The organism is Geodermatophilus sp. SYSU D00684, assembly GCF_054050455.1.
This window is the reverse complement of the sequence record NZ_JBJGZI010000019.1, coordinates 50,895-66,377: the sequence shown is the minus strand read 5'-3', so window position 1 is coordinate 66,377 and position 15,483 is coordinate 50,895. Positions and strand designations below refer to the sequence as shown.

Genomic DNA, 15,483 nt, shown 5'->3' with positions numbered 1-15,483 from the left:
AGCCGGGCCCTCCCCGCCCGGCCCTCAGTGGTGCAGGTGGCGCTGCCAGTCCGCGGGCACCCGGCCGGCGGGCCCCGGCGCCGGCTGGCCCACCGGGTGCGAGGTCGGCGGCGCCAGCCGGAGGTCCCCGCCGAACTCGCCGGCGACGTAGTCCCACGTCCAGTCCTCCCCGGGCTCGAAGCTCTGCGCGACCCGGTGACCGGTGGCCGCAGCGTGCGCCGAGGCGTGCTGCGACGGCGAGGAGTCGCAGCAGCCGACGTGGCCGCAGGCGGCGCACCGGCGCAGGTGGAACCACCAGCCGCCGGTGGCGTCGCAGTCGGCGCAGCCGGTGCCGCTCGGCGGGACGGACGGATCGACCTGGCTCATCGGGGCTCCTCCTGGGTCCTGCGACGGGTCCTCCCCGGAGGCACCCTCCCGCGGCCACGGACCCGCCGACAAGGCCGGCCGGGGTTGCAGGACGACGGCTGACGGGTAGCCGCCGGGGCATGACCGCCGACCCGGGCAGCGCCGACCGCAGCTCCGCGCCGACCGACGAGAGCGCCGCCGACGTCACCCTCACCTTCGGCGGCAACGCGACGACGCTGCTGCGGCTGGGCGGGTTCACCCTGCTCACCGACCCGAACTTCGTCCGGCGCGGCGAGCGGGTCTACCTGGGCAAGGGGCTGTTCGCGAGGCGGCTGACCGACCCGGCGCTGCTGCCCGAGGACCTGCCCGACCTCGACGCCGTCCTGCTGTCCCACCTGCACGGCGACCACTGGGACCGGGTCGCCTACGCGACGATCGACAAGGCCACGCCGGTCGTCACCACGCCGGCGGCCGCGCGCACGCTGTCCTCGCGCGGCTTCTCGGCCACCGCGGACCTGCGGCCCTGGCAGGTGCACGAGCTCGTCCGCGGCGAGGAGAGGCTGCGGATCACCTCGGTGCCCGGGGTGCACGGTCCCGGCCCGCTGGCCCGGGTGCTGCCGCCGGTGATGGGCAGCGTGCTGGAGCTGCTCCGCGACGGCGAGGTGTCCTGGCGCGGCTACGTCACCGGCGACACGCTGTTCCGGCCGTGGCTGGGCGAGGTGCTGGAGCGCTGCGGGCCGCTCGACGTCGTCGTCCCGCACCTGGGCGGCACGAAGGCGCTGGGGGTCACCGTGACCATGGACGGCCGGCAGGGCGCCGACCTGGTCGAGCTGCTCGAGCCGCCGGTGACCGTGCCGGTGCACTACGACGACTACGACCGGTTCGCGTCGCCGCTCGGCGACTTCGTGCGGGAGGTCGCCGAGCGGCGGGCGCCCGGGCAGCTGCGGACCGTCGTGCGCGGGGAGACGATCTCGCTGCGCGCCTAGAAGGCGTCGCCCGTCCGCCAGGCCATCTCCTGCAGGGTCAGGGTGTTGCCGTCCGGGTCGGTGATCGCCGCGTACTTCACCCCGCCTCCCACGTCCATCACGGGCCCGACGTCGGCACCGCGGCCCACCAGGTCCGTACGGGCCTGCTCGATGTCCGGGACGACGAGGTGCAGCGCCCGGACCGAGCCGGGAGTGCCCTCGTAGGCCGCCAGGCCGGTGCCGAAGCCGACGGAGCAGGCCGAACCCGGCGGGGTCAGCTGGACGACCCGCACGCCGTCGGCCGGCCGCACGTCGACGTCGACGGTGAAGCCCAGCCGGTCGGCGTAGAAGGCCTTCGCCCGGTCGACGTCGGCGACCGGGATCGGTACGAGCTCGAGCTTCATCTGCACGGCGCGCTCAGCCACGGGCGAGCACCTCGTCGAGCCGCTCGTAGCCCTCGACCACGCCGACCTCCATGCCGCTGGCGAGCATGGCGTCGCGGTCGGCGAACGAGTCGCACAGCGAGGTGGCGGTGAGCCGGGTGCGGCCGTCGCCGAGGTCCTCGAGCACGAGCTTCTCCAGGGCGACGCCGTCGGGCTGCCCCTCGAAGGTGAACGTCTGCACGATCAGCTCGTCGGGCCGGACCTCGTGGAAGGAGCCGTGGAACCCGTACTCGCCGCCGGCGTCGCTGTGCACGTAGCGGTAGGAGCCGCCGGTGCGGCAGTCGTAGTGGTCGATCCGCATCTCCAGGCCGCGCGGCCCCATCCACCGCACGAGCAGGTCGGGGTCGGTGTGCGCGCGGAACACCTTGGCGCGCGGGGCGTCGAACTCGCGGGTGATGCGGATCAGCGGGACCTCGGGGTCGGCGGCGATCTGCGTCCGGCGCGTGCTGGTGGTCATGACCGGTTCTCCTCTCGCGGGGCTGCGTCCTCCGGCAGGGACCGGAGGACGTCGTCGAGGCGGCTGTAGCGCTCCTCGGCCTGGCGCCGGTAGCGCTCGATCCACTTCGTCATCAGGTCGAACACCTCCGCCTCCAGGTGCACCGGGCGGCGCTGGGCCTCCCGGCTGCGGCTGACCAGGCCGGCGTCCTCGAGCACCTTCAGGTGCTTGGAGACCGCCTGCACGGTCACGTCGTAGGGGGCGGCGAGCTCGCCCACCGTCGCGTCACCGACCGCGAGCCGAGCGACCATGTCGCGCCGCGTCGGGTCGGCCAGCGCCGCGAACACCCGGGAGAGCGGATCCGCCGTCACCTGCGACCTCCTTCGTCAACCTCTCGGTTGAGAAGGACGGTAGGACCCCCGGCCACCCTTGTCAACCGATCGGTTTAGGAGCCCACGAGCCCGGCGGGTGGCCGGGCAGGCCGAGGTCGGCGACGACGCCGGAGTGGTCGCTGGCCCACACGCCGGCCACCGGCTCGTCGAGCACCCGGGCGCAGGAGCGGACCTGCAGCGTCGGCCCGTGCACGCCGCTGCGCACCAGCACCCAGTCGATGCGCCGGCTCACCGCGGTGGCCACCTCCCCCGCCCGCACCAGCGGGTTCCGGGCGTCGAAGGTGAACCCGGGGTCGGCCGGGTGCAGGCTCTCCCAGGCGTCCTGGAAGCACACGCTCGTCCCGGCCAGCGACCGGCGTCCGCGCAGGAACTGCGTGCTGGCGGCGTCCGGGGTGGCGTCGAGGTCGCCCAGGAGGACGGCGTGGTCCACCCCGCCCACCCGGCGCTCGACCGCCCGCGCGGCGGCCAGCGCCTGCTGCTCGCGCTCGACCTCGTAGCCGAACTGCCAGCTCGGCTTGTGGTGGGCGACCAGCACGCGGCCGACCGCGGTGTCCACCTCGGCGAGCAGCGTCGCGCACCACGGGAGGTCGCGCGCCCGCTCCGTGCAGCGCTGGTCGACCTCCTCGACCAACCGGTGCGGCGCCCGCGTGGCCAGCACACCGCCCACCCCGTCGTCGGCGGCCCGGGAGAAGGGGGTCACGTGATACCCGGGGCCGAGGAGCTCCTCGACGGTGCCGCCCGCGACGGGCACCTCCTGCAGCGCGACGACGTCGGGGGCCAGCGCGCGCAGCGTCTCCCCGATCAGCGCGCTGCGCCGCGCCCAGTCCGGGTTGGCCGGCCCGAGCACGTTGAAGGTCAGGACCCGCAGGGACGCCACCATGCGCCGCAGTCAACCGCCGCGCGGCCCGGTCCTCCAGCCCGCGTCGCACCCCGGGTCCTCCCCCGGGTGGACGGCCGGCCCCGCCGGGATCAGCCCGGGCGCCGACGCCCGTGCAGGCCCTCCGGACCGAGGCTCGTCCCGCCACCGGCCGGTGGCCCGACGAGAGGAGGCCCGCGGTGCCCGGCACGGCGGTGAAGGTGGTCCTGGGCACGCTGGCGGGGACGGTCGCGGTCGCCGCGGCCGCGGGAGCCGGCGTGCTGGTGACGATGCCCGCCGGCGTGCACGGCCTCGGCGCGATGGTGGCCGAGCTGCAGGGGCACACCGACACCCGCGACGTCGCCGAGGCCGCCGGGGCGCCGGAGGACACCGTGCCGTGGTGGACCCGCGGGGTCGGCTCCGACGTCACCGTCGTCCGGCCGGGCGAGGCGTACGGCCCGGCCGACGGCAGCGTCCGGGCCGACATGACCCTCCCGCCCGGCACCGTCCCGCCCGCGGACTGCACGCCGCTGCCGCGGCCGGGGATGCCGTGGGACGGCGGCACCTGGCCCGATCTCACCGGCGAGCCGGCGCTGCTGTGCGAGGGCTGGGTGACCGTCGTCGTCGACGGCCACCTCTACACCTGGACCGGCCCCGCCCCGCAGGCCTAGCGGGCCAGCCGGGCCGCCCGCCCGGCGACCTCCGGGCGCAGCGCGTCCACGTCCACGGTGGTCACCGCGCCGCCGGCGACCACCTGCCGGCCGCCGACCCAGACGTCGCGGACCAGCCGGGAGGCGCCCGACCAGACCAGGTGGGTGAGCAGGTCGGTCTGGTCCCCGACCGGCTCGAAGCCGAGGTCGTGGGTGTCCACGTGCACGAGGTCCGCGCGCCGGCCCGCCTCGACCTGGCCGAGGTCGGGGCGGCCGATCGCCGCGGCGGCCCCGCCGGTGGCCAGCCAGAACGCCTCCGCGGCGGTGAGCGCCGTGGCCGAGGACTCGCGCAGCCGGGCCAGCCCCGCGGCCAGGCGGACGTCGGCGAGCAGGTCCAGCCCGTCGTTGGACGCCGGCCCGTCGGTGCCCAGGCCCACCCGGACCCGGCGGTCGAGCATCGCCCGCACCGGCGCGATGCCGCTGGCGAGCTTGGCGTTGCTGGCCGGGCAGTGCGCGACCGCGACGTCGTACTCGGCCCACAGCTCCAGGTCGGCGTCGTCGAGGTGCACGCAGTGCGCGGCCAGCACCCGCCCGCCCAGGACGTCGTGCGCGGCCAGCAGCGCGGGCACCGACAGCCCGTGCGCCGCGAGCAGGCCGGCGCCCTCGGTGGCGGTCTCGGCCACGTGCAGGTGCAGCAGCATCCCGTGCTCGCGGGTGAGCTCGGCGGCGCGGCGCAGCAGGGGCAGCGGGACGGTGTAGGCCGCGTGCGGGCCCAGGCCGAACTCCACCAGGCCGTCCGCGTCGGCGTGCCCGGCCAGGTCCACCGCGGCGGCCATCTGCTCCTCGAGCGGCGGCATGCCCGGCAGCGGCACCATCGGCGCCGCGACCACCGCCCGGGCGCCGGTGGCCCCGACCGCCGCGGCGATCCGCTCGGGCGAGAAGTACATCTCCACGCTGGTGGTGACCCCGCCGCGCAGCATCTCCGCCGACGCGGCGGTCATCGCCACCTCGATGTCGTCGCCGGTCAGCCGCGCCTCCCGCGGCCACATCACCTCGCGCAGCCAGCGGTCCAGCGGCAGTCCCTCGCCCTGGCCGCGGAACAGCACCATCGGCGCGTGCGAGTGGGCGTTCACCAGCCCCGGCACGAGCAGGCCGGGCAGCGCCACGACCTCGGCGTCCCCGGCCGGCGGGGCGTCGGCGGCCGCGCCGGCCCACGCGATGCGCCCGTCCTCGACGTCGACGACGGCGTCCGGCACGACCGTGCCCGCCCGGTCCCCCACGACGACGGCCCGGGCGGTGAGTCGCTGGCGCATGGCGGCACGCTAGCCCCATCCGTCCCGGCCGTCCGGGCAGCGACCCGCAGGTCCGGGCGACGTCCGGACGCCGCCCGTACCGTGGGAGCCATGTCCTTCCTGGCCGCCGCAGCGTCCTCCGACCAGGGTGGGCTCACCGCCTGGCTGCTCTCGCTCGTGGACTCGCTGGGTCCGATCGGCGTCGGCTTCAGCATCCTGCTGGAGACGGTCATCCCGCCGATCCCCAGCGAGGCGGTCCTCGGGGCGGCCGGTGTGCTCATCGACAGCCCGTGGGCGTTCGTCGCGGTGGTCGGCTGCGCGACGATCGGCTCGATCCTGGGGGCGATCTTCTTCTACTACGTCGGCCGGGCGCTGGGTCCACGCCGCTCGCACGCCTTCCTCGACCGGCTGCCGCTGGTCGAGACCGCCGACGTCGACAAGACCTTCGCCTGGTTCGAGCGGCACGGCCGCTCCGCGGTGTTCTTCGGCCGCATGGTGCCGATCGTGCGCAGCTTCATCTCCGTGCCCGCGGGCGTGGTGCGGATGCCGTTCGGCCAGTTCCTCCTCTACTCCGCGGCCGGCAGCCTCATCTGGAACACCGTCCTGGTGACGCTGGGCTGGCTGGCCCGCGACTTCATCGAGGCGAACCTGCACTACCTGGACTACGTCGTCGTCGCCGTCGTCGTCCTGGCGGTGGGCTACCTGGTCTACAAGCGGGTGAAGGACATCCGCCACCACCGGCGGCGGCAGACCACCGCGGGCCGCGCCGAGGACCGGCGCGGCGCCGGCGACCTCCCCGCCGCATGACGCGCCCCGAGGTCGTCGCGTTCGACGTCAACGAGACGCTGCTCGACCTCTCCCCCGTCGGCGCCGCGCTCGTCGAGCACGGGCAGCCCGCGGGGCTGCTGCCCACCGTGTTCGGCCGCACCCTGCACACCGGGACGGCCGCCACGGTGGCCGGCGTCTGGCTGCCCTTCCGCGCCGCCTTCGACTCGGCGCTGGCCCAGCTCACCGACCTGCCCGACGGCGCCCGCGCGGAGGTCGCCGACGCCTTCCTCGAGCTGTCGCCGCACCCGGACGTCGAGCCCGCGCTGCGCCGCCTCCACGACGCCGGCGTGCGCGTGGTGACGCTGTCGCACGGCTCCCCCGGCGTCGCCGAGGCGGGGCTGGAGCGGGGCGGGGTCACGCCGCTGGTCGAGCGGACGCTGACCAGCGAGACCGTGCGCGCCTGGAAGCCCTCCCGCGAGGCCTACCTGTGGGCCGCGGGCGCCTGCGGGGTCGAGCCGTCGCGGATGGCGCTGGTGGCCGCGCACGGCTGGGACGTGCTGGGCGCCGAGCGCGCCGGCCTCACCGGGGCGTGGTTCCCGCGCAGCGAGCGCGTCTACCCGCCGGGCTACCCCGCGCCGGCCGTCGTCGCCCCGGACCTCGCGGGGGCGGTCGACGCGCTGCTGGCCCGGTGAGCTCCCTCGCACCGGTCGGCACCCCGCTCGGCCCGGCCGCGGTGCACGCCGACGGCCCGGCCGACGGCGCCCGCGGCACCCTCGTGCTCGGACACGGCGCCGGCGGGGGCGCCGGGTCGGCCGACCTGGTCGCCGTCACCGCCTCGGCCGCCGCGGCGGGCTGGCGGGTGCTGTGGGTGGAGCAGCCGTGGCGGGTGGCCGGCAAGCGGATCGCGCCCGCGCCGCCGCGCCTCGACGTCGCCTGGACCGCGGTGGTGGAGGCGCTGCGGGCCGGCGGCGCGCTGACCGGCCCGCTGGTGTTCGGCGGGCGCAGCGCCGGCGCCCGGGTGGCCTGCCGGACGGCGACGGCGCTCGGCGCGGACGGCGTGCTGGCGCTGGCGTTCCCGCTGCACCCGCCGGGCCGGCCCGACCGCAGCCGCGCGGGCGAGCTGACCGGCGCCGGCGTGCCGCTGGTCGTGGTGCAGGGGGAGACCGACGCGTTCGGCCGGCCCGCGGAGGTCGCCGCGGCGCTGGACGGGGTGCCGACGGCGACCGTGTCCGCGGTGCCGGGCGACCACTCGCTGGGGAGGGCGCCCGTGGCCGTGGCCGCCGCCGCGCTGACCTGGCTGGAGGAGCTGGCCGCCGTCAGGAGTTGATCATCGGCTGCGCGCACGGGACACGGCCGGACACGCCGCAACACCGTGCACGCGTCCGATGATCAACTCCTCGGGCCGAACGCTCAGGAACGACGGCGGCGGGCGGCGAACAGGATGAGCAGCAGCACCGCGAGGACGGCGGCGCCGGGACCGGCGTAGCGGGCGAGCGCGGCACCGCCGGCCACCTCGAGCAGGTCGATCGGCTCGGGCTCCGCGGCCGGCTGGGGGCGCACCGGGGTCGCGGCCGGGGTGCTGCGCGGCGGGGCGCCGGTGCCCGGCCGGCTCGGCGGGGCGGTGTTGCGCGACGGCGGCGTGCTCGGCACGGGCCCGCCGACCGCGGCCGCCGGCGCGGTGTCCGAGGCCGCCGGGGCGACGTCGGACGCGGCCGGCGCGGTGTCCGACACCGCGGGGATCGAGACGGTGTCGGTGGCGCCGGTGACCGGGGCGGTGATCGGCGCGGTCTCCGTGGGCGACGGGGACGACGCCGCGGCGGCCTTCTTCGCCGGCGCCTTCTTCCCCGGCTTGCGCGCGGCCTCCGTCGCGGACGCCGCGGCCTCCCGCGCGGCGGTGCCGGTCTGGCGCACCTTCTCCGCGACCGCGTTGTCGCCGGGCACCTGCTCGACCGACTGGGCGACCTCCTCGGCGGCCCCCGCCGCGGTGGCGGCGACCGTGCCGGCGACGGTCGGCTCCTGCTGCTCGGCGGCCGCCGCCCGGTCCACGGTCACGTCGTCGCCGGTGGCCAGCTGGGCGGCGAGCTTGTCGGCGAACTGGCCGAGCAGCTTGTTGCCGACGTCGGTCATGACGCCGCGGCCGAACTGGGCCGGGCGGCCGGTGATGTTGAGGTCGGTGAGGACGTCGACCCGCGTCGTCGTCCCCTCGCCCTGGAGCCGGGCGGTGATGACGGCCGCCGCCGTCCCGTTGCCCCGCTGGTCCTTGCCGCGCGCGTCGATGACGGCGCGGTGCGCGGCCTCGTCCTTCTCCACGAACGACGCCTTGCCCTGGTAGGTCAGGTTGATCGGGCCGAGCTTGACCTTGACCCGGCCGGTGAAGTCGTCACCGGAGACCGAGTCGAGCGCGGCTCCGGGCATGCACGGCGCGATCCGCTCGATGTCGAGCAGGACCCGCCAGGCCTCGTCGACGGGCACGGGGACGGTGAACGAGTTCTCCAGCTGCACGGTGCGACCTCCGGGGTGGGAACGGACCTCGGCCGGTCCGCCCGGGAGGGCGGGCCGGCCGAGGGGACGGGCGGGAGCCGGGGTTGTGCCGGACGCTACAGCCCGGCGGCGGCGGTGACCGCGCGGCGGGTGAGCACCTGCGCGAGGTGCTCGCGGTAGTCGGCCTGGGCGTTGAGGTCGCTGCTCGGGCTGGTGCCCTCGGCCGCCGACCGCGCCGCGGAGGCCACCGTGTCCGGGGACGCGGCGGCGCCGGACAGCGCGGCCTCGGTGGCCGACGCCCGCAGCGGGGTCGGGCCCATGTTGGTCAGCCCGATCCGCGCCTCGGCGATGTGCCCGTTCTCGCGTCGCACCGCCGCGGCGACCGCGACGATCGACCACGCCTGCGCCACGCGGTTGAACTTCTCGTAGCGCACGCCCCAGTCGCCGGCCAGCTTCGGCACCCGGATCTCGACCAGGACCTCCCCCTCGTCGAGGGCGGTGGTCAGGTAGTCGACGAAGAACTCCCGCGCGGGCACCGTCCGGCGCCCGCCCGGCCCGGCGATGACCATCTCGGCGTCCAGCGCGAGCGCCACCGCCGGCAGGTCACCGGCCGGGTCGGCGTGCGCCAGGGCGCCACCGAAGGTGCCGCGCCGGCGGGTCTGCCGGTCGGCCACCGTCTCGGTCGCCTCCGCGATGAGCTTCGCGTGCTGCGCGATCAGCGGGTCGGTGAGGACGTCGGCGTGCGTGGTCATCGCGCCGATGACCAGGGAGTCGCCCTCCTCGCGGACGCCGCGCATCTCCGCCACCCGGCCGAGGTCGACGATCGTCTCCGGCGCGGCCAGGCGCAGCCGCATGACCGGGATGAGCGACTGCCCGCCGGCCATGACCTTGACGTCCTCGCCGCCCTCGGCGACCGCCTGGACGGCCTCCTCGACCGTCGTCGGCCGGACGTACTCGAACGGGGCGGGGATCACCGGTCACCTCCGAGAGCGGACTGCGGGGTCGAGACACCGGCGGTGGTCTCGGTCTGGGCGCCGCCGTAGGCGTTGGACCCGGCCGTGGCCCGGTCCCCGCCGTCGCCGCCCTCGTGGATGGCCCGCCACACCCGCTCCGGGGTCAGCGGCATCCGGATGTCCTCCACGCCGAGGTGCCGCACGGCGTCGAGCGCAGCGTTGACCACCGCCGGGGTGCTGGCGATGCAGCCGGCCTCCCCCACGCCCTTGGCGCCGATCGGGTTGCCCGGCGCCACGTGCACGGTGTTGCCGGTGTCGAAGTGCGGCAGGTCGGCGGCCGAGGGGACCAGGTAGTCGACGAAGGTGCCGGTGGTGAGGTTGCCGTCGGCGTCGTAGACGGCCTCCTCGTACAGCGCCTGCGCGATGCCCTGGGCCAGGCCGCCGTGCACCTGCCCCTCGACGATGAGCGGGTTGACGATCGTGCCGACGTCGTCGACGCAGGCGTACTTGCGGATCTTCACGAACCCGGTCTCGGTGTCGACCTCCATCGCGCACACGTGCGTGCCGTGCGGGAAGGAGAAGTTGACCGGGTCGAAGGTCGCGTCCGCGTCGATCGAGGGCTCGATGTCCTCGGGGTAGTCGTGCGCGGCGAAGACGGCGAGCGCGACCTCCTGGATCGACATCCCGGTGCCCGGCGTCCCGCGGACGGTGAACTTCCCGCCGGAGAACTCCAGGTCGTCCTCGTTGGCCTCGAGCAGGTGCGCGGCGACCCGGCGGGCCTTGGCGATCACCTTGTCGGCGGCCTTGACCACCGCGGTGCCGCCGACGACCAGCGAGCGCGAGCCGTAGGTGTCCATGCCCTTGTGCGAGACGGCGGTGTCGCCGTGCAGCACCTCGACGTCCTCGAACGGCACGCCGAGCTGGTCGGCGACCAGCTGACTCCACGCCGTCTCGTGGCCCTGGCCGTGCGGCGTCGAGCCGGTGACGACCTCGACCTTGCCGGTGGGCAGCATCCGGATCGACGCCGACTCCCAGCCGCCCGCGCCGTAGGACAGCGAGCCGAGCACCCGGGAGGGCGCCAGGCCGCACATCTCGGTGAAGGTGGAGAAGCCGATGCCGAGCTGCACCGGGTCGTTCGACTCGCGCCGTCGGCGCTGCTCCTCGCGCAGCTCGTCGTAGCCGAGCAGCTCCAGCGCCTGCTGGGTGGCCGAGTCGTAGTCGCCGCTGTCGTACTCGAGGCCGGCGACGGTGGTGAACGGGAACTCCGCGGCGTCGATCCAGTTCTTCCGCCGCAGCTCCAGCGGGTCCATGCCGAGCTCGACGGCGAGCTCGTCCATGATCCGCTCGACGGCGAAGGTGGCCTCGGGCCGGCCGGCGCCGCGGTAGGCGTCGGTGGGGACCTTGTTGGTGAAGACGCCGTCGCACTCGAAGCGGTAGGCCGGGAACTTGTAGATGCCGGGGAACATGAACGCGCCCAGCGCCGGCACGCCCGGGGTGATCAGCCGCAGGTAGGCGCCCATGTCGGCGAGCAGCCGCACGCGCAGGCCCTTGACGTTGCCCTCGCGGTCGGCGGCGACGTCGATGTACTGGATCTGGTCGCGGCCGTGGTGGGCGGTCATCAGCGACTCGCTGCGGGTCTCGGTCCACTTGACCGGCTTGCCGAGGTGGCGCGCGATCAGCAGCGCGAGGACCTCCTCGGGGTTGACCTGCAGCTTGCCGCCGAAGCCGCCGCCGACGTCGGGGGCGACGACGCGCAGCTTGTGCTCCGGGATGCCGGTGACCATCGCCAGCATCACCCGCAGCACGTGCGGGATCTGGGTGGCCGACCACAGCGTGAAGTTCTCGCCCTGGGGCTGGACGACGACCGAGCGCGGCTCCATGAACGCCGGGATCAGCCGCTGGTTGACGAACCGCCGGCTGACGACGACCTCGGCGTCGGCGAAGGCCTGCTCGGTGTCCACGCCCGTGCCGGCCTCGCCGGCGTCGAAGACGAAGTGGTAGCTGGTGTTGGTGCCGAGCTCGTCGTGCACCAGCTCCGCGCCGTCGCGGACGGCCTCCTCCATGTCGAGGACCGGGGGCAGCGTCTCGTAGTCGACGTCGACCAGCTCGACGGCGTCGGCGGCCGCGGTGCGCGAGCGGGCGACGATGACCGCCACCGCCTCACCGACGTGGTTCACGCCGTCGACGGCGATCGAGGGGTGGCCGGGGTTCTTCATGTCCGGCGTGACCGGCCAGGCGCAGGGGATGGAGCCCTGCTCGTCGGCGAGGTCGCGGCCGGTGAACACCGCGACGACGCCGGGGGCCTCCTTGGCCGCGGAGACGTCGATCGAGGTGATGCGGGCGTGCGCCACGGGGCTGCGCACGACGCTGAGGTGCAGCATCCCGGGCAGGACCATGTTGTCGGTCCAGGTGGTGCGCCCGGTGATGAGGCGGGCGTCCTCCTTGCGGCGGCGCGCCTTCCCGACCTCCTTGTCCGGGGCCGGGGTCTGGGTGGTGGCCGCGTCCTCGGTGACGGTCATGCCTGCGCTCCCAGGGTCTCGGAGGAGCCGGACATCTCCCCCGCGGCCTGCTGCACCGCGCGGACGATGTTCTGGTAGCCGGTGCAGCGGCAGAGGTTGCCCTCGATGCCCTCGCGGACCTCGGTCTCGCTGGGGCTCGGGTTCTCCTTCAGCAGGTCGATCGAGGCCATGATCATCCCGGGCGTGCAGAAGCCGCACTGGAGACCGTGCATCTCGTGGAAGGCCTTCTGCACCGGGTGCAGGGCGCCCTCGCTGCCGATGCCCTCGATGGTGGTGACCTCGGCGCCGTCGGCCTGGACGGCGAGGACGGTGCAGGACTTCACGGCCTGCCCGTCCAGGTGCACGGTGCAGGCGCCGCAGTTGCTGGTGTCGCAGCCGACGACGGTGCCCACCTTGCCGAGGGCCTCGCGCAGGTGGTGGACCAGCAGGGTCCGGGGTTCGACCTCGTCGGTGTAGGTCACGCCGTCGACCCTCATGCTGACCTGGGTCATGGATCCTCCGCTCCGTTGCAGCAGGCGATCGCGCCCGGCTCCACGGGCGCTCCGCGGCGGAGTCTGTCAACGGCGGAGTGACTTAGGCCACGCTTACCTGTGACCGGGTGACCTGCCGGTCCGCAGCTGCGGCCCCTTTCCCCTTGCGCAGCCGCAGGTGCGGCCGGGCGGTGGCCGCTCCGCCGCAGGGGAGAGGTTGCAGGCCCGTTGCAGCGCGCGTCAGGCGGCGACGGCGCGCAGCTCGCGCCGCCGCAGGGCCGCGCTGCCGGCCAGCGCGACCAGGCCCAGGACGGCCAGCCCGACGCCGACCAGGCTCGGCGCGGTGTAGCCGTACCCGGCGGCGATGACCACGCCGCCGAGCCACGCGCCGAGCGCGTTGGCCGCGTTGAGCGCCGAGTGGTTGAGCGCGGCGCCGAGCATCTGCGCCTCCCCGGCCACCTCCATCAGCCGCAGCTGCAGGCAGACGACCAGCGTCGACGCGGCGACCGCGAGCAGGAAGATCCCGGCCAGCAGGGTGGGGCCGGTGGCGGCGGCGGGGCCGACCAGCGCCAGCAGGACGGCGAGGGCGACGAGGGTGGCGACCAGCGAGCGGAACAGCGCGATGTCGGCCAGCCGCCCGCCGAGCGCGGTCCCCACCACGCCGCCGATGCCGAAGGCGAGCAGCACCCAGGGGACGACGCCGCGCGAGAGCCCGGTGACCTCGGTGGTCAGCGGCGCGACGTAGCTGTAGACGGCGAACATGCCGCCGAACCCGACGGTGGCCACGGCCAGGGTGAGCAGCACCTGCGGGCGGCGCAGCGCGCCGAGCTCGGCGCGCACGCTCGCGTCCCGGGCCCCGGGCGAGGAGGGGACGACGGCGAGCACGGCCGCGACGGTGAGCGCGGCGAGGACCACCACCGCCCAGTAGGCCGAGCGCCAGCCCAGCGTCTGCCCGAGCCAGGTGGCCGCGGGGACGCCGGCCACGTTGGCCACGGCCAGCCCGAGCATCACCGTGCTCACCGCGCGGCCGCGCAGCGACGGCGGCACCAGCGACGCGGCGACCAGCGAGGCGACGCCGAAGTAGGCGCCGTGCGGCAGGCCGCTGACGAACCGGGCGAGCAGCAGCGCCGCCGACCCGGGGGCGAGCGCGCTCAGCGCGTTGCCGGCGAGGAAGGCGGCCATGAGCCCGACGAGCAGCGCGCGGCGGGGCAGCCGGGCGCCCAGCGCGGCGATGACCGGCGCGCCGACGACCACGCCGAGGGCGTAGGCGGAGATGACGTGGCCGGCGGTCGGGATGTCCACGCCGACGCCGTCGGCGATGTCGGGCAGCAGCCCCATCGTGACGAACTCGGTGGTGCCGATCGCGAACCCGCCGAGCGCGAGCGCGACCAGCGCGACGGCCACCCGTGGGGTGGCCAGGGACGTGGTCGCGGGGGCGGGCGGGGCGGCGGTGCTGGCACTCACGTGACCGTGCCAAGTGAACAGCGCCGGGCCGTATTCCCCGTGGGGCAGAAATGGCCATTTCCGCCCCACGGGCCCCGGGGGTCAGGCGCGGGAGGCCCGCCGGAGTGCGAGCAGGTGGGCGGCGACCGCGCCGCGGCGCGGGGACCCGGCCGGCAGCGCCTCGAGGCAGGCCTGCCAGGCGGCGGCGTCGTCGCGGGCCTCGGGCAGGGCGGTCCAGCGCAGCAGCAGCTCCGGCCGGCGGCTGCCGATCACGGCGCCGCGCAGCGCGGCGACGAGGCGGCGGCGGGCGAGGACGACGCCGGGCGCGGTCGAGCGGGGCAGCACGGGGCCGGGGTAGCGGTCCAGCGCCGCGGCGACGGCGCCGCGGTCGAGCAGCCGGCGCACCGCCTCCAGGTCGGTCTCCAGCGGGCGCAGCAGCCGGTAGGGGCGAGAGCCGACGAGGTCGTCGCCGACCAGCCGGCGCAGCCGGGACAGCTCGGCGCGCACGGTGACCGCGGCGGTGTCGCCGGCGTGACACTCGGCAGCCAGCTGCTCGGTGCTGCGGCCCTCGCCCGCGGCGGCCGCCTCGGCGAGCAGGAGCAGCAGCTCGGAGTGGCGCACTGAGAGCTCGACCGGGCCGCCGGGCAGGGTCAGGCGGGCTCGCTCGCGGCCGAGCACGTCCAGCCGGGGCGCGGCGGGCCGCACCGGCGGCGCGGGCCGGGGGCCGCGGGCGGCGTCGCGCTGCTCCTCGCGGTGCAGCCAGCGCAGCTCCGACTCGACGGCGGCCACGGTCGCGCGGACGAGCGTGAGCACGTGCGGGCTGGCCACGTGGTCGCCGCCGGTGACGTCGATGGCACCGAGCAGCACCCCGGTGACGGGGTGGTGCACCGGCGCGGCCGAGCAGCTCCAGGGCTGGACCGGGCGGCGGTAGTGCTCGCTGCCGTAGATCTGAACCGGGTGGTCGAGGGCCAGCGCGGTGCCGGGGGCGTTGGTGCCGGCGACCTCCTCGGACCACCGGGCGCCGGCGACGAAGTTCATGCCCTCGGCCAGCGAGCGCAGGCGGCGCTCGCCCTCCACCCACAGCATCCGGCCGTCTGCGTCGGTGACCGCGACGATCATCCGGTCGGCCTCGGCGTCCTCGACCAGCAGCCGGCGGATCACCGGCAGCACCGGGGCCAGCGGGTGGGCGGCGCGGTAGGCGGCCAGGTCGTCGTCGAGCAGGTCGACCGGCGGGCCGTGCCCGTCGGGGTCGACGCCGCTGCCCAGGCTGCGCCGCCAGGAGTCCCAGACCACCGACCGCACGTCCGGCAGGGGCGGCGGGGCGCCGCGGGTCACCAGCGTCTCGTGCGCCGCGCGCAGGCGGCGGGTGAGCCCGGGCGTGGGGCGCCCCTCGGGCAGCGCGAGCCACGGGCTGACGCTGGTCACGACGTGTCCCCCGGGCTGAGAGTCATGGCCCGCACATGGTGACCC

The 15,483-nt window shown here is 76.0% G+C and carries 17 protein-coding genes; 5 read left to right on the top strand and 12 right to left on the bottom strand.

The window, feature by feature from the left end; genetic code table 11:
• Window positions 1–24: 24 nt before the first annotated feature.
• Entirely contained in the window at window positions 25–366 is a 342-nt protein-coding gene (locus tag ACI79L_RS15130) for a UBP-type zinc finger domain-containing protein (RefSeq protein WP_456937594.1), read from the bottom strand.
• A gap of 119 nt (window positions 367–485) precedes the next feature.
• On the opposite strand from ACI79L_RS15130, the gene ACI79L_RS15125 reads away from it, so the two are divergent.
• Complete coding sequence (locus ACI79L_RS15125; RefSeq protein ID WP_456937593.1) at window positions 486–1,331, top strand: MBL fold metallo-hydrolase; 846 nt, start codon at window positions 486–488, stop codon at window positions 1,329–1,331.
• Here the strand turns inward: ACI79L_RS15125 and ACI79L_RS15120 are convergent.
• The 4 genes from ACI79L_RS15120 to ACI79L_RS15105 all read right to left on the bottom strand — a co-directional run bounded on the left by ACI79L_RS15120 (window position 1,328) and on the right by ACI79L_RS15105 (window position 3,461).
• On the bottom strand, window positions 1,328–1,735 hold the full coding sequence (locus tag ACI79L_RS15120; RefSeq protein WP_456937592.1) for a VOC family protein: 408 nt from the start codon (window positions 1,733–1,735) through the stop codon (window positions 1,328–1,330). The two genes, ACI79L_RS15125 and ACI79L_RS15120, sit on opposite strands and share 4 nt — an antisense overlap.
• Window positions 1,728–2,210: an SRPBCC family protein gene (locus tag ACI79L_RS15115; protein ID WP_456937591.1), complete on the bottom strand. Its 483-nt coding sequence runs from the start codon at window positions 2,208–2,210 to the stop codon at window positions 1,728–1,730. The genes ACI79L_RS15120 and ACI79L_RS15115 overlap by 8 nt, the downstream gene beginning before the upstream one ends.
• Window positions 2,207–2,560 carry an ArsR/SmtB family transcription factor gene (locus ACI79L_RS15110; RefSeq protein ID WP_456929944.1) on the bottom strand — a complete coding sequence of 118 codons (354 nt, stop codon included), beginning with the start codon at window positions 2,558–2,560 and terminating at the stop codon, window positions 2,207–2,209. The genes ACI79L_RS15115 and ACI79L_RS15110 overlap by 4 nt, the downstream gene beginning before the upstream one ends.
• Window positions 2,561–2,621: 61 nt before the next feature.
• Window positions 2,622–3,461, bottom strand: coding sequence for an endonuclease/exonuclease/phosphatase family protein (locus tag ACI79L_RS15105; RefSeq protein WP_456937590.1), 840 nt, complete (start codon window positions 3,459–3,461; stop codon window positions 2,622–2,624).
• 176 nt (window positions 3,462–3,637) lie between these two features.
• Here ACI79L_RS15105 and ACI79L_RS15100 point away from each other — a divergent pair, with 176 nt between their 5' ends.
• Entirely contained in the window at window positions 3,638–4,108 is a 471-nt protein-coding gene (locus ACI79L_RS15100) for a hypothetical protein (RefSeq protein WP_456937589.1), read from the top strand.
• On the opposite strand, the gene ACI79L_RS15095 is transcribed toward ACI79L_RS15100, so the two are convergent.
• A complete protein-coding gene (locus ACI79L_RS15095; protein WP_456937588.1) occupies window positions 4,105–5,400 on the bottom strand; it encodes an amidohydrolase family protein in 1,296 nt (431 codons plus the stop codon). The two genes, ACI79L_RS15100 and ACI79L_RS15095, sit on opposite strands and share 4 nt — an antisense overlap.
• A gap of 90 nt (window positions 5,401–5,490) precedes the next feature.
• On the opposite strand from ACI79L_RS15095, the gene ACI79L_RS15090 reads away from it, so the two are divergent.
• Genes ACI79L_RS15090 through ACI79L_RS15080 form a run of 3 tightly spaced genes read left to right on the top strand, consistent with a single transcriptional unit; the run spans window position 5,491 to window position 7,474 of the window.
• Window positions 5,491–6,186: a DedA family protein gene (locus ACI79L_RS15090; RefSeq protein ID WP_456937587.1), complete on the top strand. Its 696-nt coding sequence runs from the start codon at window positions 5,491–5,493 to the stop codon at window positions 6,184–6,186.
• Window positions 6,183–6,839 carry an HAD family hydrolase gene (locus ACI79L_RS15085; protein ID WP_456937586.1) on the top strand — a complete coding sequence of 219 codons (657 nt, stop codon included), beginning with the start codon at window positions 6,183–6,185 and terminating at the stop codon, window positions 6,837–6,839. The genes ACI79L_RS15090 and ACI79L_RS15085 overlap by 4 nt, the downstream gene beginning before the upstream one ends.
• Entirely contained in the window at window positions 6,836–7,474 is a 639-nt protein-coding gene (locus ACI79L_RS15080; RefSeq protein WP_456937585.1) for an alpha/beta hydrolase family protein, read from the top strand. The genes ACI79L_RS15085 and ACI79L_RS15080 overlap by 4 nt, the downstream gene beginning before the upstream one ends.
• 83 nt (window positions 7,475–7,557) lie before the next feature.
• Here the strand turns inward: ACI79L_RS15080 and ACI79L_RS15075 are convergent, their stop codons facing one another.
• From ACI79L_RS15075 to ACI79L_RS15050, 6 genes are all read right to left on the bottom strand, one after another.
• A complete protein-coding gene (locus ACI79L_RS15075) occupies window positions 7,558–8,649 on the bottom strand; it encodes an SRPBCC family protein (RefSeq protein ID WP_456937584.1) in 1,092 nt (363 codons plus the stop codon).
• Window positions 8,650–8,744: 95 nt separating this feature from the next.
• Window positions 8,745–9,602 carry an FAD binding domain-containing protein gene (locus ACI79L_RS15070; protein WP_456937583.1) on the bottom strand — a complete coding sequence of 286 codons (858 nt, stop codon included), beginning with the start codon at window positions 9,600–9,602 and terminating at the stop codon, window positions 8,745–8,747.
• Window positions 9,599–12,100, bottom strand: a complete 2,502-nt coding sequence (locus tag ACI79L_RS15065; protein ID WP_456937582.1) for a xanthine dehydrogenase family protein molybdopterin-binding subunit — start codon at window positions 12,098–12,100, stop codon at window positions 9,599–9,601. Before ACI79L_RS15065 ends, ACI79L_RS15070 begins: the two co-directional genes overlap by 4 nt.
• Window positions 12,097–12,591 (bottom strand): (2Fe-2S)-binding protein, encoded by a 495-nt coding sequence (locus ACI79L_RS15060; protein WP_456937581.1) that lies wholly within the window; start codon window positions 12,589–12,591, stop codon window positions 12,097–12,099. The genes ACI79L_RS15065 and ACI79L_RS15060 overlap by 4 nt, the downstream gene beginning before the upstream one ends.
• Window positions 12,592–12,810: 219 nt before the next feature.
• Entirely contained in the window at window positions 12,811–14,034 is a 1,224-nt protein-coding gene (locus ACI79L_RS15055) for an MFS transporter (protein ID WP_456937580.1), read from the bottom strand.
• A gap of 81 nt (window positions 14,035–14,115) precedes the next feature.
• A complete protein-coding gene (locus tag ACI79L_RS15050) occupies window positions 14,116–15,438 on the bottom strand; it encodes a GAF domain-containing protein (RefSeq protein ID WP_456937579.1) in 1,323 nt (440 codons plus the stop codon).
• Between the last annotated feature and the right edge of the window lie 45 nt (window positions 15,439–15,483).